At 50.0% G+C, this 23030-nt stretch carries 22 protein-coding genes; 19 read left to right on the forward strand and 3 right to left on the reverse strand.

The window, feature by feature from the left end:
- The first annotated feature begins 1 nt into the window (after nt 1).
- Complete coding sequence (locus H8S80_RS27730) at nt 2-232, forward strand: hypothetical protein (RefSeq protein ID WP_002600981.1); 231 nt, start codon at nt 2-4, stop codon at nt 230-232.
- A gap of 102 nt (nt 233-334) precedes the next feature.
- Here the strand turns inward: H8S80_RS27730 and H8S80_RS27735 are convergent, their stop codons facing one another.
- Nucleotides 335-1633, reverse strand: a complete 1299-nt coding sequence (locus tag H8S80_RS27735; RefSeq protein WP_117631033.1) for a M18 family aminopeptidase — start codon at nt 1631-1633, stop codon at nt 335-337.
- A gap of 171 nt (nt 1634-1804) precedes the next feature.
- Here H8S80_RS27735 and H8S80_RS27740 point away from each other — a divergent pair, with 171 nt between their 5' ends.
- The 10 genes from H8S80_RS27740 (at nt 1805) to H8S80_RS27785 (ending at nt 10449) form a co-directional block, all read left to right on the forward strand.
- A complete protein-coding gene (locus H8S80_RS27740) occupies nt 1805-2572 on the forward strand; it encodes a DUF6882 domain-containing protein (RefSeq protein WP_117631030.1) in 768 nt (255 codons plus the stop codon).
- 1 nt (nt 2573) lies between these two features.
- Nucleotides 2574-3071 carry a DUF5721 family protein gene (locus tag H8S80_RS27745; RefSeq protein WP_002600978.1) on the forward strand — a complete coding sequence of 166 codons (498 nt, stop codon included), beginning with the start codon at nt 2574-2576 and terminating at the stop codon, nt 3069-3071.
- 147 nt (nt 3072-3218) lie between these two features.
- Nucleotides 3219-5237, forward strand: coding sequence for a molecular chaperone HtpG (gene htpG / locus H8S80_RS27750; protein ID WP_117631028.1), 2019 nt, complete (start codon nt 3219-3221; stop codon nt 5235-5237).
- 267 nt (nt 5238-5504) lie between these two features.
- Complete coding sequence (locus H8S80_RS27755; protein WP_002600976.1) at nt 5505-5801, forward strand: hypothetical protein; 297 nt, start codon at nt 5505-5507, stop codon at nt 5799-5801.
- Between the two features lie 129 nt (nt 5802-5930).
- Nucleotides 5931-6428, forward strand: coding sequence for a MarR family winged helix-turn-helix transcriptional regulator (locus H8S80_RS27760; protein WP_117631026.1), 498 nt, complete (start codon nt 5931-5933; stop codon nt 6426-6428).
- Nucleotides 6429-6464: 36 nt separating this feature from the next.
- Nucleotides 6465-7058: a flavodoxin domain-containing protein gene (locus H8S80_RS27765; protein WP_117631024.1), complete on the forward strand. Its 594-nt coding sequence runs from the start codon at nt 6465-6467 to the stop codon at nt 7056-7058.
- Nucleotides 7059-7145: 87 nt separating this feature from the next.
- On the forward strand, nt 7146-7988 hold the full coding sequence (locus H8S80_RS27770) for a DegV family protein (protein ID WP_117631022.1): 843 nt from the start codon (nt 7146-7148) through the stop codon (nt 7986-7988).
- A 293-nt stretch (nt 7989-8281) separates the two neighbouring features.
- Nucleotides 8282-8707 (forward strand): flavodoxin family protein, encoded by a 426-nt coding sequence (locus tag H8S80_RS27775; RefSeq protein WP_002600972.1) that lies wholly within the window; start codon nt 8282-8284, stop codon nt 8705-8707.
- A gap of 10 nt (nt 8708-8717) precedes the next feature.
- Nucleotides 8718-9932: a CapA family protein gene (locus H8S80_RS27780; protein WP_117631020.1), complete on the forward strand. Its 1215-nt coding sequence runs from the start codon at nt 8718-8720 to the stop codon at nt 9930-9932.
- 1 nt (nt 9933) lies between these two features.
- Complete coding sequence (locus H8S80_RS27785; protein WP_002600970.1) at nt 9934-10449, forward strand: GNAT family N-acetyltransferase; 516 nt, start codon at nt 9934-9936, stop codon at nt 10447-10449.
- Between the two features lie 45 nt (nt 10450-10494).
- Here the strand turns inward: H8S80_RS27785 and mnmL are convergent, their stop codons facing one another.
- Entirely contained in the window at nt 10495-11478 is a 984-nt protein-coding gene (mnmL, locus tag H8S80_RS27790) for a tRNA modification radical SAM protein MnmL/YtqA (protein WP_117631018.1), read from the reverse strand.
- Nucleotides 11479-11742: 264 nt separating this feature from the next.
- Here mnmL and H8S80_RS27795 point away from each other — a divergent pair, with 264 nt between their 5' ends.
- Genes H8S80_RS27795 through H8S80_RS27805 form a run of 3 tightly spaced genes read left to right on the forward strand, consistent with a single transcriptional unit; the run spans nt 11743 to nt 14631 of the window.
- Nucleotides 11743-13041: a galactokinase gene (locus tag H8S80_RS27795; RefSeq protein WP_029465562.1), complete on the forward strand. Its 1299-nt coding sequence runs from the start codon at nt 11743-11745 to the stop codon at nt 13039-13041.
- Nucleotides 13042-13055: 14 nt separating this feature from the next.
- On the forward strand, nt 13056-13703 hold the full coding sequence (locus H8S80_RS27800; protein ID WP_002600967.1) for a cytidylate kinase-like family protein: 648 nt from the start codon (nt 13056-13058) through the stop codon (nt 13701-13703).
- A 1-nt stretch (nt 13704) separates the two neighbouring features.
- Nucleotides 13705-14631 (forward strand): DMT family transporter, encoded by a 927-nt coding sequence (locus H8S80_RS27805; protein ID WP_117631016.1) that lies wholly within the window; start codon nt 13705-13707, stop codon nt 14629-14631.
- 75 nt (nt 14632-14706) lie between these two features.
- Here the strand turns inward: H8S80_RS27805 and H8S80_RS27810 are convergent, their stop codons facing one another.
- A complete protein-coding gene (locus H8S80_RS27810; RefSeq protein WP_025530148.1) occupies nt 14707-15609 on the reverse strand; it encodes a LysR family transcriptional regulator in 903 nt (300 codons plus the stop codon).
- 143 nt (nt 15610-15752) lie between these two features.
- On the opposite strand from H8S80_RS27810, the gene H8S80_RS27815 reads away from it, so the two are divergent.
- The 5 genes from H8S80_RS27815 (at nt 15753) to H8S80_RS27835 (ending at nt 23000) form a co-directional block, all read left to right on the forward strand.
- Nucleotides 15753-16997 carry a cation:proton antiporter gene (locus H8S80_RS27815; protein WP_002600964.1) on the forward strand — a complete coding sequence of 415 codons (1245 nt, stop codon included), beginning with the start codon at nt 15753-15755 and terminating at the stop codon, nt 16995-16997.
- A 196-nt stretch (nt 16998-17193) separates the two neighbouring features.
- On the forward strand, nt 17194-19041 hold the full coding sequence (locus tag H8S80_RS27820) for a GGDEF domain-containing phosphodiesterase (RefSeq protein ID WP_117631014.1): 1848 nt from the start codon (nt 17194-17196) through the stop codon (nt 19039-19041).
- Nucleotides 19042-19320: 279 nt separating this feature from the next.
- Nucleotides 19321-21822: a glycoside hydrolase family 31 protein gene (locus H8S80_RS27825; RefSeq protein ID WP_117631012.1), complete on the forward strand. Its 2502-nt coding sequence runs from the start codon at nt 19321-19323 to the stop codon at nt 21820-21822.
- 90 nt (nt 21823-21912) lie between these two features.
- Nucleotides 21913-22674: a class I SAM-dependent methyltransferase gene (locus H8S80_RS27830; RefSeq protein ID WP_117631059.1), complete on the forward strand. Its 762-nt coding sequence runs from the start codon at nt 21913-21915 to the stop codon at nt 22672-22674.
- Nucleotides 22671-23000 carry a TIGR04076 family protein gene (locus tag H8S80_RS27835; protein WP_117631010.1) on the forward strand — a complete coding sequence of 110 codons (330 nt, stop codon included), beginning with the start codon at nt 22671-22673 and terminating at the stop codon, nt 22998-23000. Before H8S80_RS27830 ends, H8S80_RS27835 begins: the two co-directional genes overlap by 4 nt.
- Nucleotides 23001-23030: the final 30 nt, after the last annotated feature.

Consider the following 23030-nt stretch of genomic DNA (forward strand, 5'->3'; position numbering starts at 1 on the left):
CATGGCAGAAGGGGGAAGGAGCAGCCGGGGCAGGAGCCGGAAGCGAAAAAGTACCAGGGGGAAGGCAGTTTTTGCCGCGGTGCTTAAGGTTATTCTGGTCCTTCTGATCGCGGCGGGACTTTTATTTTCCAGTACCTATGTATACCGGTACTGGGAAGGAAGCCGTACATCGACCACACCGCTGGAAACCGGCAGAGAGATTGTGCCGGAGACGATGAAGATCTATGAATAGCCTGTGAATAGCGGTTGGGCTTGAGAGCAGAAGAACGAGATAAGGAAACAGGAGGCTCCATCAGCTGGCGCCCCCCTGTTTCCTGTTTTTTATTCAAGTCTTTCAATCCATGTTTGTTTTGTTAAAATAAGCAGTCACCAGATCAACAAGTGCTTTCTGATCCGCAGTCCCCATGACCTCCCTGGCGGAGTGCATGGCCAGCATCGGGATTCCCGCATCCACGGTGCGCATGGTTAAATAGCTGGAGGAAATGCTTCCGAGAGTCGATCCGCCCTTCATATCGGAACGGTTGGAGAATTTCCTGTATGGAATTTTGGCATTTCTGCAGATACTTTCAATCATTCCCGTACTGGTCGCGTCGGTCGCATAGGACTGGCTGGCCGACAGTTTGATGGCGACTCCGTCTCCCATGAGGATCTGGTTCTTGATATCACATTTTTCGCTGTGGTTGGGATGAATCGCGTGTGCGACGTCGAGGGACAGCATGAAGCCGTCAAACAGGGCGTTCAAGTAGGCTTCTCTGGAGCAGCCGAGGGACAGGAAGAGCTTTTCCAGCACACGGTCCATGAGCAGCGAGGCGGCTCCCTGTTTCGTGCTGCTTCCGATCTCCTCATTGTCGTAGAGTGCGATCACATGTATCTCATTTCCGGCAGTGCTGTTCATGATACCGCTTAAGCAGGCCTGCACGGAGGTCAGGTTATCGAGACGCGGAGCGGAATAGAATTCACCGTCAAGCCCGCATAAAGTGCCGTTCTCCGTATTGTAGACGTAGATTTCGTAGTCCAGTATATCCTGCTTTTCCACACCGGCTTCGGCGGCCAGAGCCTTTAAGAAGAAATCTTCCTTTTCCAGGTCACTCTTAATTAAGGTTAAGAGCGGGAGCATGTCAACCTGCGGATTGACAGCGACGCCCTGATTGGCCTCCCGGTTCATGTGGATAGCCAGGTTTGGAATCGTGAGCACCGGGCGCTTAAAGTCCACGAATATGGTTTTCGTGCCGGCAGGAGCATCACTGGTCACGCAGACTTTGCCTGCCATGGACAGCGGTCTGTCAAACCAGGTGTGAAGAAGCGGTCCGCCGTAGACCTCTGTGTTGAGTTTTCCGTACCGTCCGGAAGTTACCTCGGGAGAAGGCTTTAATTTCAGACAGGGCCAGTCCGTATGGGAGGCGGCCAGTTTAAGCTTCGGCGTCTGATCCGCCAGCTCGCCGATGGTAAATGCGATGAGCGTCGAATCGTACGCTTTTATATAGTAGGAGTGTCCCTGCTCCAGTTTCCAGGAACCGGAAAGGGAGAGTTCTGTAAATCCGGCGCCGTCCAGGGAAGCGGCGGCCGTCATGATGCAGTGATACGGGGATACGGAAGCGGAGATAAGCCGCTCCAGCTGTTTCATATCATTCATAGGTTTGACCTCTTTTCTGTGTAATTACAGCTTTTAGTATATCACAAAGTGGAAGAGGTGGGAATTGGTTCTTACTGATTGTGGGTAAAAATTAAGAATGGCGTCCCCGCGCCTTCTATGGTAAAATAGTTCCATTGAGGATGAAGCGGAATATAGACGAGGAGGAGCAAAATGAACTTCTTTAAAAATCGAAAAAAAGCGGAGACGCCGGGAACTGATGGGAATGGGGATCATAATAGAAAGTCGGCTTTTACCTGTTGTGAATTTGACAGGAGCAGCTGGTTTCTCGTATTTTCCGCCTGCCTCGGCAAGGTGATGGCGGTTCAGGATGCGTGCAGGGAGCTGGTTGTAAAGGACCGGGACTGGAATGTGGATTTTTCACGGGGCGTGATCGCTTTTGGAACGGACGAGTATCCTCTGCAGTTTCTTGGAAGCGAGGCGTCTTCCTCCAATACGTGGCTGTGGGGCTGGGAAAATGTGAATGGTTTTCCAGAGGAGATTCTTCAGACGGCGAACAAGGTGAGAGCCGCGGGAGAAGAGTGGAGGCTTGAGCCGCTTACGACTGCGGAATTTGAACTGACGGACTGTTTTAACGGCCATTCACTGTCCATAGTGGCCTGTGGGTTAGCGGAGCATTGCTGCTATTACCGGGGGCCGCATTCCGGCGGCGCGGTTCTGGTGGCCTTTTCCGGTGTCCCGGAGGAGGTCTTTGCACCGGTGACCGAGCAGAAATTTGTGGCGCTTACCATGCAGTGCATCCAGCAGTTTTCAGTGGATCATAAGCTGTTTGTGGAGAGCTTTTTACTATGGAACGGAACGCCGTATGAGTGGCAGGATCTTACGGTCACGGCACATTTCAAAGATGACCTGATCATCGAATATGAGATCGTGGACAGCTTTTGGCGAATTAAATGCATGAAGAATACGGGGAGAATGTGAAATGATAGCATTAAGAATTGAAGATATCAGACAATTTACAGCCAAACTCTTTGTGGGAGAGACTTTTGATCACTTCCTGATCAAGGAAGCGGAGATTGTTACCTTTAATGTGTTTACCATCGACGGTCATATCCGCCAGGGGTATTATTCCGAAGAGGAGCTGGAGGAGAATCAGATGGAAGAACTGTCTTCCTGGAAGATGATCCGGCCATACTGTTTTTCACTGATTAAGGGGAAGAAGCTTCCGGGCAGCTTCCAGATTGTGCTGCAGATGCCGCCTCAGGCAGTGGATAAGTTTGTAACTGGCCATCAGATGCCTTTGAAGGCGGATCAGGTCAATGGCCTGTACTTAAATATCCGTTATGAGGAAGGAAAACTGTTCTGCGTGACCGGCACTTCGGTCTCGATTTTTACATTGGACAAGACCCTGGATATGGAATGGGATCAGGCGGTGAGAAGCTTTTTGAAGAAAAACGAGATTATTTTCCAGGAGGAATAGGCAATTACTAGCACTCATTTAAAATGAGTGCTAATTTTCTATTGACATTTGGAAAATGGAGTATTAAAATACTCTTTGCAGGCAAAGAGTGAGAAACCATGGCAAACCATGGAAAAATATACAGCAAAGAGTAAGGAGTGTATGGATATGGCAAAGACAGGTAGTTTGACAATTAACAGCGAAAACATATTCCCGATTATCAAGAAGTGGCTTTATTCGGATCACGACATTTTCTACCGTGAATTAGTGTCTAACGGCTGCGACGCGATCACGAAATTAAAGAAGCTTGAGGTCATGGGAGAGTGGCAGAAGCCGGAGGACGTGGAATTTAAGATTACCGTGACGGTGGATTCCAACGATAAGACGATCACCTTCACCGATAACGGCCTCGGTATGACCATGGAAGAAGTGGATGAGTACATCAACCAGATCGCATTTTCGGGAGCACAGGATTTCCTGGAGAAGTATAAGGACAAGGCCAATGAGGATCAGATTATCGGCCATTTCGGACTGGGCTTCTATTCCGCATTTATGGTAGCGGATAAGGTGACGATCGATACATTATCCTATCAGGAAGGTGCAGCGCCGGTTCACTGGGAATCTGACGGCGGCACGGAATATGAGATGGAAGAGGGGGATAAGACCTCTTTCGGAACCACGATTAAGCTGTACCTGAATGAAGAGAGTCTGGAGTTCTGCAACGAGTACCGCGCCAGAGAAGTGCTGGAGAAGTACTGCTCCTTCATGCCGGTGGAGATTTATCTGGAGAATTCCTCCGCTGAACCGCAGTATGATACTATCGAGAAGGATGAGCTGACCGAGAAAGACACCATTATCGAGACGATCGTCGAGGAAGCCAAGACTGAGGAGAAAGAGAATGAGAACGGCGAAAAAGAAGTCGTAGAGATTTCTCCTGCCAGGGAAAAATATAAGATATTAAAGCGTCCCGTTCCGGAGAATGACATCCACCCGCTGTGGAACAAGCATCCGAACGAGTGCACAGAGGAAGAGTACAAGGGCTTCTACCGCAAGGTATTCCATGACTACAAAGAACCGCTGTTCTGGATTCATTTAAACATGGACTACCCGTTCAACTTAAAGGGAATCTTATACTTCCCGAAACTGAACTTAAATTATGACAGCCTGGAAGGCGTAATCAAGCTTTACAACAACCAGGTATTTATCGCAGACAACATCAAGGAAGTAATTCCGGAGTTCTTAATGCTGCTGAAGGGCGTGATCGACTGTCCGGATCTGCCGCTTAACGTATCGAGAAGCGCGCTGCAGAACGATGGCTTTGTCAAGAAGATTTCCGATTACATCACGAAGAAGGTGGCGGACAAGTTAAGCGGTATGTTCAAGACCGACCGTGAGAATTACGAGAAGTACTGGGATGATATCAATCCATTTATCAAATTCGGCTGCTTAAAGGACGAGAAATTCGCTGAAAAGATGAATGATTATATCATTTTCAAGAATCTGGAAGGAAAGTATTTCACTCTGGCCGACTGCCTGGAGGAGAATAAGGAAAAGCACGAGAACACCGTATTCTATATCACAGACGAGAAGGAACAGAGCCAGTACATCAATATGTTTAAGCAGGAAGGCATGGACGCGGTCTATATGACTCAGAATATCGACAGCCCGTTCATCAATTTCCTGGAGCAGAAGAATGAGAATGTGAAGTTCCTGGCTATCAACTCAGACTTATCAGACAGCTTTAAGGAAGAGATGACGGAAGAGGCCAGGGAAGCCATGAAGGGTGATGCGGACGCGCTGACAGAGGTGTTTAAGAAGGCGCTTGGCAACGATAAACTGGAAGTAAAAGTGGAAAAACTGAAAAATGAATCCGTTTCTTCCATGATTACGGTCTCCGAAGACAGCCGCCGTATGCAGGAGATGATGAAGATGTACACCATGCCGGGTATGGATCCGTCCATGTTTGGAGCCGGCGGTGAGACTCTGGTGCTCAACTACAACAATAAGCTGGTTCAGTACGTTTTGAATCACAGAGAGGGCGGCCACATCCAGGAGATCTGCGAGCAGCTGTATGACCTGGCCGCATTAAGCCACGGATCCCTGACTCCGGAGCGCATGACGAAATTCATTGCGAGAAGTAACGATATCATGATCCTCATGGCAGATATGGGTAAAGAAGAGGAATAAGTAACTAAGAGGAATAAGAAACTAAGAATGATTGGGGATACCATTTTCCGCTCCCTTATGATATACTAGTACTGCATTGTGTAATTAATTGTGAATAAAATGCCTGATATCTGCGTCAGAGGCGTGTCTGCAAAGCGACGGCGTAGTGGACCCTACGACTAGCTTTGCAGGCGCGGCTCTGGCGTAGATAGCGGGTGTTTTATCACAGTTAATTGCGCAACGCAGTACTAGGTACTATGATTGTATAGTAACCAGGAGGAGATTCTTATGACGGACAAGATAAGGGAGATAAAGAAGGCAGTGCTGCGGCTTATGTTGGCGCTGGCCATCGGAGTATTAGCAGGAGCGGCCCCGGGAGCGGTGCTCATCTCTCATGCGGAGACGGAAAATGCGGCGGCTGCCGCGGAACCAGCTGCCGCAGAGACGGCTTCGGAAGATGACGGTACGACCTTTATGCTGGCATTTTTCGGAGGGATTATTCTGCTGATCCTCTTTGTCGTTGTGATTGTCGTTGCGACTGCTGCCAGTACGGCGGGGGTTATAGGCGCACAGGAAGACGACTGATCTACAGACAGATAAGACGAACCGGCTGGCCTCCATGAGATCAGCCGGAAAATAGGACAGGGAAGCCTGCAGACTTTCCTGTCCTCCTCTTTACAACAAATAGGTAACTAGTTACTATATGGAGGGCGCATGCAGATTTTAGATCTCATCAGACGTTTTAAAGGTACAAGAGAAAGACAGGAGAAAGCCGTGTTCAGCACGCTGTGCATTGCCGAAAACAGGCTGCAGACCATATTCGATAGGAGCAGCTCCGGCATCACGCTTAAGCAGTTTATGCTTCTGACCATGGTGAGGCAGTCGGAGGAGCGGCTGACGTTCACCCAGCTGGGAGATCTGCTGGGATGCTCCAGGCAGAATATCAAGAAGCTGGCCGCAGTTCTCGAACAGAAGGGGTTCGTCACAATCATACAGAACGAAAATGACAAGCGGGCGTCATTTCTGCTTCCGACGGAACGGTTGGGCGAGTACTTTGAACAGACTGCAGCGCTTCACGGACAGAAACTCGCCTGTCTGTTTCAGGGGTACACGGATCAGGAGATGGAGCAGCTGTTTACGCTGCTTATGAAGCTGTACGATGGAATCGACGGCCTGGAGGCCGCGGAAGAGGCGATGACGGCGGCACCGTAACGGTCACAGAAAAAAGAGGGATACAGGAGGAATGATATGGATCGAATCATTATTTATGGCAGCAAGTACGGAACAACGAAGCGTTATGCGGAAGAATTGTCACGAAGGACGGGAATACCGTGCAGAAACTGCAAGGAGGTAAAGTCTCTCTCTTCCTGTGAAGTGGTCATACACCTGGGAGGGATCTATGCCGGACAGATTCTAGGCCTGAGCCACACGGCAAAGCTGCTTCGCCAGGAACCGGCTGCTAAGCTTCTGGTGGTCACGGTGGGACTGTCTGATCCGGCCGATGAAACCAATGTCAGAAATATCCGAAATTTTATAAAAAAGCAGCTGGCGGACCCGCTTTGGGCCGAAACGAAGCTCTTTCATCTGAGAGGAGGCATGGATTACTCCAGGCTGTCCGTCGCACACCGGGCAATGATGGGGCTTCTGTACAGCAGGGTTAAGAAGATCCCGCCGGAAGAGCGGAATTCCGAGACACAGGGGCTGATTGAGACATTTGGCAGGAAGGTGGATTTTACAGATTTTGAGAGCCTGAATGAGATTACCGGCTTTCTTATGGCCGAAAACGGGACGAATGGCCCGGAACTCCGGGAACAGATGCAAAATGCGGAAGTTCAGGAGTAATATTCTATTGACATTCCACCGTGGCTTCCCTATAATATATAGTAATGAATACTACATGACAAGTTATATGTCAGGAGGAAATAGAATATGAGCTATAAGATTATCGGGGACAGCTGTCTGGATTTAACGGCTGACTTAAAGAAAGATCCGCATTTTCAGATTATTCCCCTTACTTTGCAGGTAGAGCATACCCAGGTAATAGATGATGAGACCTTTGACCAGAAGAAGTTTCTGGAGCTGGTAAGAAGCAGCAGTGAGTGCCCGCAGACCGCATGTCCGTCGCCTGAGAGGTTTAAGGAGGCATTTGAATGCGACGCGGAGCAGATATTTGTTATTACACTGTCCGAGCATTTAAGCGGAACGTACAACAGCGCCGTACTGGCGAAGAAGCTCTATGAGGAGGAACATGGCCAGGATGGGAAAAACATCGCAGTCTTCAGTTCCGATTCCGCCTCTTCCGGGGAGTTAAACATCGCCCTCTATATCCAGTCGCTCTGTCAGGCATCTCTTCCGTTTGAGGAGATTGAGGAGAAGACACGCAGCTTTATTAAGAATATGAGAACATATTTCGTACTGGAGAGTCTGGACACGCTGCGCAAGAACGGCCGTCTGACCGGCCTTCAGGCATTTTTTGCTACCGCATTGAACATTAAGCCGGTTATGGGAGCTGATTCCGGTGTGATCGTCAAGCTGGATCAGGCGAGGGGGATCAATAAAGCCCTTACGCGCATGGCCGATATCGCGATCCGGGAAGCAGGAGAGACGAAAGACAAGGTACTTATTATCGCCCACTGCAACAATCCCGAGCGCGCAGAGGTGGTGAAGAACGAGATGTGCCGCCAGGCGACATTTAAGGATGTTATCATTACAGAGACGGCCGGAGTGGCAACGGTATATGCCAGTGACGGCGGGATTATCGTTGCATTGTAGGCGGTATGGCCTCCAGACATGTGCGTTGGAGCAGGAATATAGAACGAAGTATAATGAAACAGTAATGATAAAATAGTAATAGTAAAATCGTAATGCAAGTATATTGGGTAATGTGAATCAGGCCTTCATGGCTGTCCTGAAATCGGATAGCCGCGAAGGCCTTTCTTTGTGATGGAGGTGTGAACGGTCATGCGCATATAAAGCATAAGCGCGGCCACTGCTGGCATAATTTGACAAATACACAGTCTCAGTGTAATATTAGTAAAGACTATCAAGAGATTGGAGCGGGAAGCATGAAGACAGCAGTGCGTTATTATTCCAGAACAGGGAATACGAAAGTAATCGCGGAAGCCATTGCACCGGTGGCGGGCTGCCAGGCGGAATCCATCGAAGTTCCGCTGGAAGGAGTTACGGATATCTTATTTTTGGGAGGTGCGGTCTATTGGGGAAAGATTCCCAGGACACTGAAAGAGTATATAAAGAGCCTGTCTCCACAGCAGGTAAAGTGTGTAGCCGTCTTCACCACAGCAGGAATTCTGGAAGGTGCATCAGAAATTTATAAAGTATTTTTGAAGTATCATGACTTAAAGGTTATGAAAGAAACGTACTTTTGTAGTGGAAAACGGGTTTACGATGGGAAAATTAAGGAAGAAACGGAAATATTTGCAGAAAAGGTTATGAATCAGGCATCTATCATGAATCATTCGATAATGAATTAAGGAGGAAGGGATGAAAAGGACGAATTTATTAATGAAGCTGCTGATTATCCTTCCGGTATTTCTCCTTGCGGCACTCCTTGTATGGATTGCGGTGGATGGACAGAGAGGCGGCATAAGGGAGACTCTTGCCTTCGGTCAGGAGACAGCGGCGGCTCCAGCGGCGCAGGAAGGGGAGCAGACGGCGGCTTCGGCTCCGGAGGCGGCCACGGAGGAAGTGTTAAAGCTGGAAGTATCGGATACGGAAGCGGCAAGTACGGCCGCAGTGGCGGAGACAGAACCGGAGGATCCTGTCGTTCATCTGCTTTTTAGCGGGGATATATATTTTTCCAGTCATGTATTGACCGCTTATGATAATGCAGGGGGCATACATGGAGTGCTGGATGAGGCATATCGGGACGAAATTAGCAGGGCGGACATCTATATGGCGAATCAGGAGTTCCCGTTCAGCGACAGAGGAACGCCGGCTCCGGATAAACAGTTTACATTTCGGGTACCGCCGGAGCGGGTCTCCATGATGCATGAGCTGGGGATCGATATCGTGACGATTGCCAATAATCACACACTGGATTATGGAACCGATGCACTGGTGGATACGTGTACGACTCTGGAGAATGCGGGAATCCCCTATGTAGGAGCCGGTGCCAACATGGACCGTGCAAAGCAGCTGGAGACCATCGAGGTGCGCGGCAGAACCATCGGTTTCCTGGCAGCCTCAAGGGTGTATCCCGATACTTCCTGGGTGGCTAACAGCAAAAAGCCGGGAATGGTGAGCGGATACGATCCATCCATACTCATAAAAGAGATCGAAGCGGCCGGGGAATACTGTGATTATCTGGTGGTGTACATGCACTGGGGAATCGAACGGGACGAAAAGCCGCAGGAATACCAGCGGACTCTTGGCAGACAGCTGATCGATGCGGGAGCTGATCTCGTCATTGGAAGCCATCCTCATGTACTGCAGGGGATTGAATACTATCAGGGAAAGCCGATTGTATACAGTCTCGGCAATTTTATCTTTGGAAGCAGCATTCCGAAGACCGCGCTTTTGCGCGCAGATGTGGATTTGGAACAGAATCAGGTGAATTTATCCCTGGTCCCAGGCACTTCCGGGGCCGGATTTACAAAGGAACTGACCGATCCGGGAAAAAAGGCAGAGTTTTATCAGTACATGCAGGAGATTTCGTTCGGTGTGACCATAGATGAAAATGGCGTGGTGGGGTATTGACATGAAATTACGGTTGGCAGAAATGGCTGATTTACCGCAGCTTAAAGCTGTATATAAAGAAATAATCCGAAATATGGATGAAAATGGAGTCCCGATCTGGGACGAAATATATCCTTGTGAGTTTTTCTCCGAAGATATTGAAAGGAATCGCCTTTACGTTCTCACGGAAGAAGAGAATATTGTTTCCGCATTTGCCCTGTGCAGCTCAGCCTCTGGTGCTGACTGTGTGAGATGGAGCGATGAGCAGGGGAAGGCCCTGTACATTGACCGGTTTGGAGTGAACGTCGATTACCTGAGAAGGGGAATTGGCAGTATTGCACTTAACATGGCGGCTGCCAGGGCGGGAGAACTGGGGGCTGAATACTTAAGGCTGTTTGTTGTGGATATCAATGAACCGGCGATTAATCTCTATGTGAAGAATGGTTTCAAAAAGGCAGAGGGAGTGTATGACGAGGTGATTGATGATGACCTGGTCCTGCATGAGTATGGGTTTGAGAGAATGGCGGCTCTGGTATAAAAAGACCGCCATTTTTTCTGTGTATGAATGGAGGAAGGAAATTGCTCAATCCGTCTGTCCCTTCAAATACCGGTCCCCCTGACACACGCCGCGTTCTTTGAAGCGCTTTGCCATGGAGTTCAGCACAAGCCGTTTGTTTCCGCTCCACACGGGGGCTATGAGAAGTTTTTTGGGACCGTCGCCGCTGATCCGGTGGATCACCGTCTCCGGCGGGAGAAGAGCGATACAGTCGATTACGAGATCGAGGTACTCCTCCAGCGAAAATGTCTGAAAACCACCTGCGCGGTATAAGACGGCAAGGTCGGTTCCTTCCAGCACATGCAGGAGCTGCAGTTTGATACCGTCAATACCGTGTTCCCCCAAGCGGCCGAGATAGCTGACCGTATCCTGTATCATGGCGGGCGTCTCTCCGGGAAGGCCGAGAATTACGTGGGCTATCACGGTCAGACCGGCGTCATGGAGTCTTTGATAAGCGTCTTCGAAGACAGATAGCGGGTAGCCGCGGCGAATGAAGCGCGCTGTTTCCTCGTGAATCGTCTGCAGGCCCAGTTCCACCCAGACCGGTTTTATGCGGTTTAACTCTGACAGAAGCGCGATTACTTCGGGCGGAAGGCAGTCGGGGCGTGTGGCAATGGACAGGACAGCGATGTCCGGATGGGTGATGGCCTCAGTAAACAGCGCCCTTAAGTGCGAAGTCGGCGCGTACGTGTTTGTATAGGACTGGAAATAGGCAATGTAACGGCCTTTGGGATATTCCGGTGAAGCTCCGGGCCGGGCTTTTTCCATCTTTTTTTCTACCCGGGCCTTAGCCGCTTCGATCTGTTCCGTGACGGATACGTGGGCGGACAGAGATTCGGCAAATTCTCCGGAGCCGCCGCCGCTGCAGAAGATACAGCCGTCCGTACCCAGGGTGCCGTCGCGGTTCGGACAGGTCATGCCGCCGTCTAATGCCAGTTTATATATTTTATGACCATAGGCACGTTTCATCTCATAATCCAGGGAATGGTACGGTTTTTCGTTCCAGTACATGAAAAGTCCTCCTTGCCTTTTTCGTTCTTCCTCATTATAAGGAAGCGGCAGGGCGGGTGTCAAGCTGCAATTCACGACCCCACGGAAAGTCTCCGCCGGGAATTGCAGCGACGTCAAATGAAATTATAGGATTTCGATAAATATTATATTGTAGAAGACTCGTAAGTTATGATATACTTTTGTCAAAGAGCAGATTCCCGCGGCGCAGGTGTCGGAGGTATTCTGATATTTTGAAAATGTATGGAAAAAAGGAGATCATGTGACATGAAAGTATGCGATACAATCCAAATGCTCGAATCTGAAAAATCCAGGAAGCTTATGACCGCACTGTACGGCGAAGCGGCGGTGGATGCCAATATAGAACGGTATCAGAATCTTGTGAAAAGTTTTCAGAAAAAATTTGCGGAAGAAGACGTGACCCTGTTCAGCTCCCCGGGACGTACGGAAATCAGCGGCAATCATACGGATCATAACCATGGAAAAGTCCTTGCAGGAAGCATTAACTTAGACTGTGTCGGCGTGGCTGCGAAGAACAACAGCAGCAAGGTACATATTATCAGCGAAACATTTAATCAGAGCTTTATCATTGATCTGAATGATTTATCCCCCAGCGATAAGAAAGCGGGAACGATTGACCTGGTGAAGGGACTTCTTCAGGGCTTTAAGGAATCCGGCTATGAGGTCGGCGGTTTTAATGCCTATATTACGAGTAATGTCATCAGCGCGGCCGGCGTCAGCTCCTCCGCGTCCTTCGAGATGCTTTTATGTTCTATTTTAAATACATTCTTTAATGAAGGCCGTATGGATACCGTAGCCTACGCCCACATTGGAAAATATTCTGAAAACGTATACTGGGACAAGGCCTCCGGACTGCTGGATCAGATGGCCTGCGCGGTCGGCGGTCTCATCACCATCGATTTTCTGGAGCCGGCTTCTCCGGTTGTAGAGAAGATCGATTTTGATTTCAGCTCCCAGAATCACAGCCTGATTATCGTCAATACCGGAAAGGGCCATGCAGATTTAAGCGCGGATTATTCTTCTGTGCCGATCGAGATGAAGAAAGTGGCCGAATTCTTTGGAAAAGAGGTCTGCGCCGAGATTACGGAAGAAGAGGTAATTGGACACCTTGCGGAAGTGAGAGAGTATGCGGGAGACCGTTCTGTGCTGCGCGCCCTTCATTTCTTTGAGGAAAACAAGCGCGTGGAGGCGGAAGTAAAGGCATTAAAGGAAGGCCGTTTTTCCGATTTCTTAAACAATATCACGGCTTCCGGCAATTCCTCCTGGAAATGGCTTCAGAACTGCTTTACCAACAGCGCCTATCAGGAGCAGGGGATCACTGTCGCACTGGCGCTTACGGAGTTATTCATCGCCGGGAAACAGCGCGGCGCGTGCCGTGTTCACGGGGGCGGATTCGCAGGTGTTATCATGGCTATGCTGCCAAACGATCTGGTGGAAGAGTACGTGGCATACATCGAGAAGGCCCTCGGAGAAGGCAATGCTTACCGCATGAGCATCCGTCCGTACGGAGCCATCTGTTTTGATACGGTAATGGAAGAACAATAAGGGGGGAAGGTATCATGAAGGAAAAACAGAATCTGGTCATTACCATTGGCCGGCAGTACGGCAGCGGCGGCCGGATCGTAGGCAAAGCGCTGGCGGAAGAGCTGGGAATACATTTTTACGATGAGGAAATTCTGACCATGACATCGGAGCAGAGTGCAGTCGGAGAGGTGTTTTTTCGTCTGGCCGATGAAAAGGCGGGCAATAACCTGCTTTATAAGATTGTAAGCGGGATGAAGCCGCAGCTGGGGAAGCCGTCTACAGACGGCGATATCGTGAAACCCGAGAATCTGTTCCGTTTCCAGTCTGAGGTTATCCGGGAACTGGCAGACCAGGAGTCCTGCATCATTGCCGGACGCTGTGCTGATTACATCTTAAGCCGCGAGGACGTGGACGTGCCAGGCCTCGTAAAAATCTTCGTTTATGCCGATGTCCCGGCCCTGATCAAGCGTACCATGGAAGTAGATAAGGTGGACGAAAAAGAGGCTGCAAGACGTGTGAAGAAGATTAACAGAGAGCGCAAGGAGTATTACCGTTACTATACAGGCGGCCGCTGGGAGGACTGGACCAATTACGATCTGATCATCAATACCAGCAAATTCGATTTGGAGCAGACCGCGAAGCTCATTAAGGATTACATCAAGTTAAAAGGAATTGAACTGTAAGATGAACCGGAAAAGTGCGTTTCTAACGACTACGATGGGCGTCTGCCTCACAGCGATGGTTTGCTGCGCGCTGTGGGGCAGCGCTTTTCCATGTATAAAAATAGGATATCAGCTATTTCAGATTGATGGCAATGACATCTCCAGCCAGCTTTTATTTGCCGGCTGCCGTTTTACCCTTGCAGGCCTGCTGACGATTCTCCTCGGCAGCCTGATGAACCGCCGTCCTCTAATCCCCCGGAAGACCTCCTGGATCCGGATCGCAAAGCTGTCCCTTTTTCAGACCGTCATCCAGTATCTCTTTTTCTACGTCGGCCTGGCCCACACGACAGGGGTGAAGGCCTCTATTATTGAGGCCTCCAACGTATTTGTAGCCATTCTCATAGCCAGCCTTATTTTCCGCCAGGAAAAGCTGGACAAACACAAGATCATCGGCTGCATCGCCGGCTTTGCCGGTGTCGTTTTAATCAACATCAACCAGAGCGGACTGGACATGAGCCTGTCCCTGACCGGAGAAGGCTTCATCCTGCTTTCGACCATCGCCTATGCGGTCTCCTCCGTCCTGATAAAAATCTATTCCCGGGAGGACAATCCGGTTATGCTCAGTGGCTGGCAGTTCCTGCTCGGTGGAATTATCATGATTCTCTGTGGATATCTCACCGGCGGAAGCGTGAGTGTGTGGACAGCGCCTTCCATTTCCATGCTTTTCTACCTGGCAGCCGTCTCGGCAGTAGCGTATTCCCTCTGGGGAATCCTGCTGAAACTGAATCCCGTCTCCAAAGTCGCCGTCTTCGGCTTCATGAACCCGGTCTTCGGAGTAATCCTTTCAGCCCTGTTTCTGGGCGAAGGACAACAGGCCTTTGGGCTGACCGCTATAGGAGCACTGGTCCTGGTCTGCATCGGAATCTATATTGTAAACAAACAGCAGTAGCAGCCGGCCCGCCCTTCCCCGGCTCAACTCTGCGGCGGCGTAGCTTTCAATGATCCCGCCGGATAAAACACAATTTCAAGTATACTTACTTCTGGAGTACTCATAGTAAATCTTAGTAATCTCCTGCAATAGATCCGTATGCTCAAAATCCTTATGGTAAACCATATTGATCTCCCGCGTCATGCTCAGGTTCTCGATGGGTAGTCCGGTCATCTTTCCCTTCCGCAGTTCCGAGGCAAATGCGCTCTTCGCCAGAATCGATACTCCGAAGTCTCTTCGCACCAAATCCTTGATCGTGGCCACGTTATCTACCTCAAGAGTCACATTTAACTCATCGATAGAGACGTTATTGCTCTCCAGGTGGGAGATAAATAAGTTTCTTGTGGCAGAATCCGGCAGGCGGAGAATCAGGCGCTGTTTTTTCAGCTCTTCCAGTGTCACAATGCTTTTCTTTGAGAGCGGATTGTGGTTGGATACCGCCAGGATCAGGGAATCCGTGTCCAGCATGACGGAATTAAAGTTGTTATCCACGATCTTTCCCTCGACAATTGCCAGGTCCAGCTCGTAAGTTTTCAACTTATTATAAAGATTATTTATGGTGTCAGAAATAATCGTTATGCGGCAGCCTGCGTTCAGGCTGCTGTAACGTGCCAGGACCTCCACCATGATATTGCTCTCCGAGGTGTGGGTGATTCCGACGGACAGCCTGGTGATGTGACGCTTCTGATCGCCCAGACTCTGCTCCAGATTCTGGTAGAGCGTCTGAATTCTTTTGGCGTACTTTATCGCAATTTCCCCTTCCTGCGTCAGTTTTAGGGGGCCTTCCCCCCGAATGAAGAGCGTTGCGCCCAGATCCTGTTCCAACTGGCGGATATGCTGGCTGACCGCCGGCTGCGTCAGGGAAAGCAGCTCGGCCGCCTTTGTAAAACTGCGTGTTTCATTGACCTTTATCAGGGTTTCCAGTTTGGAATCCATCATGAACATCACACCCCTATCATAAAAATTTATAGATACAATAGATACCATAATTTGCTATTATACATATGACTGCTATAATTGTACCATAGAAAGGAGAAAAATCATATAGTATCAACAATAATGGGGAAAAAGGGGATGTTTTTATGGAACTTTTATACAGTCAAATGGATGAATCTACAGCAGTGCTCTGTTCGCTGTCTATCATACTGTTCGCGGGGTTTATTGTCACCAGGATTACGAAACGGCTGAAGCTGCCGAACGTCAGCGGCTATATTATAGCGGGAGTTTTGATCGGTCCGTGCTGCTTAAAGATGGTGCCGTCGGATATTCTGGGACATATGGGATTTATGAGTGATATCGCGCTGGCGTTTATCGCCTTCGGCGTTGGGAAATTTTTTAAGAAGGAAGTCATTAAGGAAGCAGGGATCAGGGTGATTATCATCACGATCTTCGAGGCGCTGGCGGCCGGAATTCTCGTGACGATCAGCATGAGAATGATATTCGGAATGTCATGGAACTTCGCGCTGATTCTGGGGGCCATAGCCACGGCTACCGCTCCGGCCAGTACGATGATGACCATCCATCAGTACCATGCGAGAGGCGATTTTGTCAATGTCCTTCTGCAGGTGGTGGCTCTGGATGATGTGGTATGCCTTCTGACCTTCAGTGCCGTTGTGGCGGTGGTTAATGCGAGAACCAGCGGCCATATCTCATTTACGGATGTGATGGTTCCCATCTTCTGGAATCTCATGGCACTGGTTCTCGGATTTTTATGCGGAGTTGTGCTGTCGAAGCTGCTGACACCGGCCAGAAGCAAGGATAACCGCCTGATTCTGGCGGTGGCGATGCTGCTGGGGATCTCGGGCATCTGTGCATTCTTCCAGCTATCTCCCCTTCTGTCCTGCATGGTATTTGGTGCGACATATATGAACGTGACCAATGATAAGAAGCTGTTTAAGCAGGTGAACCATTTTACGCCGCCGGTCATGTCCATGTTCTTTATCATTTCCGGTATGAACTTAAATGTGACGGCGCTCCGGACGGCAGGAATCATAGGAGTCAGCTATTTCTTTATCCGTATCGTTGGAAAATACGCGGGTGCTTACATTGGATGCTCCATGACAGGAATGCCTGTAACCATGAAACGCTATATCGGCCTGGCGCTGATTCCACAGGCCGGCGTTGCCATCGGTCTTGCGTTCCTTGGACAGAGAATGCTTCCGGCGGAGATCGGAAGTCTGCTCCTGACCATCATCCTGTCCTCCTCCGTGCTCTATGAACTGATCGGCCCGGCGTGTGCGAAGATGTCGTTCTTCCTGTCGGGAACGATCAAGCGGGAAGTGATCCAGTCTGTGGAAGATTATCAGCCAGCCCACGCAGTGAAATAATGAATAGAAAGTGTTGATACGGGAGGCGGTCCAGGCGGGCTGCCTCCTGTATTTCTGCGCAGAATGCGGGGAAATCGTTCCGTTGTAAAGTTTGACAACCGATTTGAATCGCGGTAAACTTAAACTATGAAAATGTCTGAGACGGGCAGTATTTTGGGTAGTCCGCGAGTCAGACAGAGGTGGAGGAGATGCAGCTGTGAGGGTATTGGAAAACGCGGAACTAAAGTATACGCTGGAAGAGTTACTGAAGAAAAGCGCAGGAGCTGCACATTACAGCCTTTGTGTTGTAAAATACTCAGTTGCAATCAAACGCCGGAGCCAGAACGCCAGGGGATGGATCTTAAATTTACTGGAGCGGGAACCGTGTCTGGCGGACGGGGCCGCAGGCAGTATTGGCGAAGGAAGAGTTGTCTTTCTGGCTTCCTGTGAGCAGAGAACCCTGGAAGCCCTGTTCGACCGCCTTCTGACCGCCGCGCGGAGAGAGAGGATCTTCAACTCCATGACCATAGGCGCGTTTCGGGAGGCAGATGAGGGAAGCGGCCTCGATGAGATGTACAAGAAAGCGCTCAGGGCACAGCTTTATGCGGAAAATACAGGAGGATGGCAGGGACATTTCTACTCTGAGGAATACGAGAGAAACTTTATGGAGCACGTGAAGGAATTCTGGGAGTACCAGGAGGAGAAGGCTGACGCCGAGTTTATCTTAAAAATACAGGAAGACAGCAACCTGAGCTACATGATTCAGGAGATGAAGCAGTACGACAAGGTCACGAAGCTGCCGGATTACGATACATTTTTGAAAAAATCAATGGAAATCATAGAAAAGGACAGGGAGCACCGCCATTTTGGCGTGCTGTACGCCGATATTCTGGGATTTAAGGCGCTCAACAGCATTTACGGGGAGCAGGAAGGCAACCGGATGCTCCTGGCATTTGCGGATCATCTGAGAAAGAGTGATTTTTATCTCTGCGGGAGCCGCGTGTACGCTGACAATTTTGTGGCGCTGTTTACCATACCCGAGGGTGTCAGCGCCGAGGATATGGCGGAAAAGTTTCACCGGGAAACCGAGGCGTTTCTTGCACGGGAGTGGGAGGCGCATCCCAAGTGCTTTCCGGGCTTCGTCTGTGGAATCTGCGAGATCCCTAACAGAGCGAAGAGCATCCATCCCTATATCAGCAGGGCGGAGCAGGTGAGAAAGTCTTTAAAACCGACGTTTGTATCGCGATGTGCTATATTTACGGAGGAGATGGAGAAAAATCATGTGAGGCGCCGGAGGCTGTCGGAGCAAATCATGCAGGCCTTTTCAGATGATGGATTTTATTTTGTCCTGCAGCCGCTCTTTGATATCAGGACGGGGGAGATTACGGGAGCGGAGGCGCTGGCCAGAATGCGGAGCACGGGGGAAGAGATTATGCCAGGGGAATTTATCCCGCTCATGGAGACGGTGGGCGATATCACCAGGCTGGATTTTCTGATCTACGACAAGGTGTGCCGCTATATGGCGGAGAGGAAGCGGCGGGGGCTTTCCAGTTTTTCCGTATCCGTGAACATCTCCAGGGAAGAGTTTAAGAACGCGGGCTTCGTCGATGATTTTCACCGGCTGGTCACGGGATATGGCGTCGATCCCAAGGATCTGGGGCTCGAGATCACGGAGAGTATCTTTGTGGAGAATCTAATGGAGATCAGTGATGCGGTCAACCGGTTCCGCGAGTACGGATACCCGATCCTGCTGGATGATTTCGGATCAGGATTTTCCAGTCTCAATGTGTTAAAGGATATCTACTTCGATATCATCAAGCTGGACCGCGGCTTTCTGGGGAGAAGTGAGATTACATACGCCAATAAAAGCATCATCAGCAGCATCGTAAATCTGTCCAGGGATTTAAATGTGGAGGTGCTGTGCGAGGGTGTGGAAAATGAGGCCCAGGCCCGGTTCCTAAAGGGAATCGGCTGTAAGATGGCCCAGGGATTTTTCTATGCGAAGCCTATGGCGGTAGAAGATTTTGAAATGCTGTATGATAAAATAGGAAGTAAGATAAAATAGGAAATAAGAGAAAACAGGAATAAGATAAATCGGGAAAGTACGTTTGCTTCCTGTCGGATTACACCCGGCAGGAAGCATTTTATATATTTATAAATATACTGTAAAATCCTTTATTGAGAAAAATACGCAAAGTTTTGATAGAAATCATGCAGGATTCGTCTAGCTTTTTCTTTTCCATTTCCGTATGATTGACTCAGACGACCTGTGGCGCAGCAAATAGCGGAAGGCATGGCCCGTTTTTGGCGGAAGAGGCGCACAGGAGAAGAGGAGAGTGAGTGAATGAAGGTATGTACGAGAGCGTATGAGGTGAGCAAACGGGAGCACGGGTTCTCGATCCGGACAAACTGTGTGGAACTGCGCATTCTGTTTTTGACGGATTCGATCGTGAGGATCCGGGCCGGATTTGACGGGGATTTTGCAGAGGAGTCCTACAGTCTTGTCATGACGGCGTGGGCTGACCGGATGGACGGCCTGATGAAACACTGCCGGAAACGGGTGAGTCCGGCGGAGGCGGTGCTAACGGATGGAGATAAAGAGGCGGTTATCCAGGGCAGAAATCTCCGGGTAGTAGTGGAAAAGGAACCGTTTCGACTCTGCATCTATGATAAGGAAGGAGCGCTTCTCCATGGCGATATCGTGGATTTAGGCTATCAGGAGGACTCCAACCACAGAAGAATCCACACCAGCGAGATCTCACCGGACGATTGCTTCTACGGATTTGGCGAGAAAAGCGGGGATTGGAATAAGGCGCAGAAGTATCTGTGCATGAGCCCCAAGGATGCCATGGGCTACAATCCGAAGGAGACAGATTCTCTATATAAGCACATTCCATTTTATATCAAGCTGAACCGGAGCACGAGGAAGGCTTCCGGATATTTCTATCACAATACCGCAGAGTGTGATTTCGATATGGGGCGGGAGAAGAGCAACTACTGGAAGATGCACAGCCGCTACCGCACCGACGCCGGAGATATCGATCTGTTCTTTATTGAGGGACCATCCATACGGCAGGTGGTGGAGCGGTACACGGACCTGACGGGGAAATCGGCCATGCTCCCGAGAACGGCTCTCGGTTATTTAGGATCTTCGATGTACTACCCGGAGCTGCCGGAAAACTGTGACGACGCGATTCTGGAGTTTATCGACACCACCCGGGAAGAAGATATTCCTGTAGACGGCTTCCAGCTGTCCTCCGGTTATACCTCGCAGGAGACGGCGGAGGGCTTAAAGCGGTGTGTATTTACCTGGAATAAAGCGCGATTCAAGGTTCCGGAACGCTTCTTTGCAGAGATGAAGAAGCGGGGGATCACCGTTTCCCCCAATGTAAAGCCGGGAATTCTCCTTTCCCATCCGGATTTGGAGAAAATGAAGGAAAAAGATATGTTCGTGAAGGACAGTGTGACGGACGAAGCCGGTGTCGGAACGTGGTGGGGCGGAAAAGGAGTGTTTGTGGATTTCACAAAGCCGCAGGCCAGGGCGGAGTGGAAGGCGCTTTTAAAGAAAGCAGTTCTCGAGAAGGGGACCAGCTCCGTCTGGAATGACAACTGCGAGTATGACAGCCTGGTGGACAAGGACTGCCGCTGTGACTTTGAGGGTAAAGGGACGACGATCGGTTATATTAAGGCAGCCATGTCCAACCTGATGTGCCACGTGACCGCAGAGGCGGTGGAGGAAACCTTTGAGAATGTCAGGCCATTTATCGTGTGCCGCTCCGGCCATGCGGGAATCCAGCGGTACGCGCAGACGTGGGCGGGAGACAACCTGACGTGCTGGGATTCCCTAAAATACAATATCGCCACCATCCTTGGCATGAGTCTGTCCGGTGTGGCCAATCAGGGCTGTGATATCTGCGGTTTCTATGGTCCGGCGCCGGAGGCGGAGCTGATGGTCCGCTGGGTGCAGAACGGCATCTTCCAGCCCAGGTTCTCCGTGCATTCGGTAAATAAGGACAATACCGTGACGGAGCCATGGATGTACGGCCAGTACACCGGGCTGATCCGGGAAGCGGTCAAGCTGCGGTACCGCATGATTCCCTATCTTTATTCTCTGATGGAGCGGGCTCATGAGACCGGGCTTCCGATTATGGAGCCGATGTGTAGCGCTTTCCAGCAGGACGCGGCGTGTTACGACGAAGGCGTGGATTTTATGGTGGGAGATTCTCTTCTGGTAGCCAATGTGGTGGAAAAAGGTGCCAGTGTGCGAAGCGTCTATCTGCCGGAAGGGGAGCGGTTCTACGATTACTATACGAGGGAGGTGTACGAGGGCGGCCAGACGATTGAGATTCCGGTCACGATAGAGAGCATCCCGCTGTTTGTACGGGGCGGCGCAGTCATCCCGATGGCAGAAAATCAGATGAAGAATCTGGCTGCCGAGACGGCCACAGGTATTACGATTCTCTGCTCGGCAGACAGAGACTGTGAATTTACCCTGTATGAGGACGATGGGATTTCCAGGGATTATGAGCGCGGCCAGTATTTAAAGACCCGGATTGCGCTGACGGGAGGCGTGCAGACGACGCTTTCCTTCCGGCAGGAAGGGCTTTACCAGACCGCGGTGGAAACCATGTCCATAGATTTTATACACCGTGAGAAGGCGCCGTTCTGGATCACGTTGGCCGGCACGCAGCTTCCGCATTACCTCCATCGGAGAAAATATGAGGAGGCGGAATCCGGCTGGTATTACAGCCAGACGAAAAAGTCCGTGCAGATAAAATACAGGAATCCAAAAGAGGATTACGATCTGGTGATATCGTTTGAAGCGTTTGATATGATCGGGATGTAGTAAAATGGACGGTTATCTGATATGATATAGATTATTATAGAAGAAATGGAACCGCAGATGAAGGAAAATCAGAATAGGGAGGGCGGATTTATGATGGATTACAGCTCCGGAAACAAACGCGCGTGGGAATATAACGCTTACGAGTTTTGGCTTAAGGAAGAGGGGCCTCCTTCTAAGAAGGCAGAGAAAATCATAGAGAATCCGGCTGCCATGCTGAAAAAGTATTCTGCGTATTTTGATACGTATGAAGGCAGAAAGATTGCCAATATCTGCGGTTCCTGCGGAAAGAAGGCGGTTCCTCTGGCTGTGCTGGGAGCGGAAGTGACCGTATTCGATATCTCACAGGATAACAGGCGGTATGCGATGGAGCTGGCAGAAGCCGCAGAAGTGCATCTGGAGTATGAGGTATGCGATGTGCTGGAGATCGATATGGAAAAATACGGAGGCTGCTTTGATGTGGTTTTTATGGAGGGCGGCGTGCTGCATTATTTCCATGATATCGACGCATTTATGCAGGTTATGTACGCGCTGCTGAAGCCGGGCGGAACGATGATATGCAGCGATTTCCACCCATTTACCAAGATTGCGGATATCCTGAATCTGGAACAGCCATCCATGAGCTACTTCTCAACTGCTGTTTTTGAGGGAGAGATGGCTCACGCACGTTTTTACGAAGACAGCGTCAGACAGCAGATGCCGCGGTGCAGCTACAGGAAATATACCATCAGCGAGATTATTAACGCCGCCATAAACAACAAGTTTATCCTGAAAAGATTTGATGAACATCCGGCCTGGGACAATCCTGATGTACCCGGAGAATTTACGATTACAGCAGACAGAGGTGCAAGATGAAAAGAGTAAAAATAACGGTTCTTCGAAAAGAATTTTATCCGGATTTTGCCGATGAATACTTAACGGAAGGCAGGGAAGCAGGGCCCTGTGCCCTGCTGAACGTGGGAGACAGCTTTGTCTTTGAGGGAGGCGCGCAGATGCCCGAGGGATTCTGTCCCTGGGCGTGGATTGACATTTACCACAGTGTCACAAGCGTAGCAGCAGGCGGGACGTATAAGCCGTGGAACCGGAAAGACGGACAGACCATCGTCTGCTGCACGGATGGAATACGCCCCGTAGTGTTTCGCGTGGAGACCTTTGGTGAAAATGATGAGACAATGGAGTAAGAGGAAGAGGAAGAGGAAGAGGAGTGCCGC

The sequence above is a fragment of the Hungatella sp. L36 genome (assembly GCF_014288035.1).

Coding starts and splice junctions, on each gene's coding strand:
- H8S80_RS27805 (WP_117631016.1), top strand. CDS start 13,705: ATGAACCGGAAAAGTGCGTTTCTAACGACTACGATGGGCGTCTGCCTC.
- htpG (WP_117631028.1), top strand. CDS start 3,219: ATGGCAAAGACAGGTAGTTTGACAATTAACAGCGAAAACATATTCCCG.
- H8S80_RS27785 (WP_002600970.1), top strand. CDS start 9,934: ATGAAATTACGGTTGGCAGAAATGGCTGATTTACCGCAGCTTAAAGCT.
- H8S80_RS27755 (WP_002600976.1), top strand. CDS start 5,505: ATGACGGACAAGATAAGGGAGATAAAGAAGGCAGTGCTGCGGCTTATG.
- H8S80_RS27825 (WP_117631012.1), top strand. CDS start 19,321: ATGAAGGTATGTACGAGAGCGTATGAGGTGAGCAAACGGGAGCACGGG.
- H8S80_RS27800 (WP_002600967.1), top strand. CDS start 13,056: ATGAAGGAAAAACAGAATCTGGTCATTACCATTGGCCGGCAGTACGGC.
- H8S80_RS27815 (WP_002600964.1), top strand. CDS start 15,753: ATGGAACTTTTATACAGTCAAATGGATGAATCTACAGCAGTGCTCTGT.
- mnmL (WP_117631018.1), bottom strand. CDS start 11,478: ATGTACTGGAACGAAAAACCGTACCATTCCCTGGATTATGAGATGAAA.
- H8S80_RS27765 (WP_117631024.1), top strand. CDS start 6,465: ATGGATCGAATCATTATTTATGGCAGCAAGTACGGAACAACGAAGCGT.
- H8S80_RS27740 (WP_117631030.1), top strand. CDS start 1,805: ATGAACTTCTTTAAAAATCGAAAAAAAGCGGAGACGCCGGGAACTGAT.
- H8S80_RS27770 (WP_117631022.1), top strand. CDS start 7,146: ATGAGCTATAAGATTATCGGGGACAGCTGTCTGGATTTAACGGCTGAC.
- H8S80_RS27835 (WP_117631010.1), top strand. CDS start 22,671: ATGAAAAGAGTAAAAATAACGGTTCTTCGAAAAGAATTTTATCCGGAT.
- H8S80_RS27735 (WP_117631033.1), bottom strand. CDS start 1,633: ATGAATGATATGAAACAGCTGGAGCGGCTTATCTCCGCTTCCGTATCC.
- H8S80_RS27730 (WP_002600981.1), top strand. CDS start 2: ATGGCAGAAGGGGGAAGGAGCAGCCGGGGCAGGAGCCGGAAGCGAAAA.
- H8S80_RS27830 (WP_117631059.1), top strand. CDS start 21,913: ATGATGGATTACAGCTCCGGAAACAAACGCGCGTGGGAATATAACGCT.
- H8S80_RS27810 (WP_025530148.1), bottom strand. CDS start 15,609: ATGATGGATTCCAAACTGGAAACCCTGATAAAGGTCAATGAAACACGC.
- H8S80_RS27760 (WP_117631026.1), top strand. CDS start 5,931: ATGCAGATTTTAGATCTCATCAGACGTTTTAAAGGTACAAGAGAAAGA.
- H8S80_RS27745 (WP_002600978.1), top strand. CDS start 2,574: ATGATAGCATTAAGAATTGAAGATATCAGACAATTTACAGCCAAACTC.
- H8S80_RS27775 (WP_002600972.1), top strand. CDS start 8,282: ATGAAGACAGCAGTGCGTTATTATTCCAGAACAGGGAATACGAAAGTA.
- H8S80_RS27780 (WP_117631020.1), top strand. CDS start 8,718: ATGAAAAGGACGAATTTATTAATGAAGCTGCTGATTATCCTTCCGGTA.
- H8S80_RS27795 (WP_029465562.1), top strand. CDS start 11,743: ATGAAAGTATGCGATACAATCCAAATGCTCGAATCTGAAAAATCCAGG.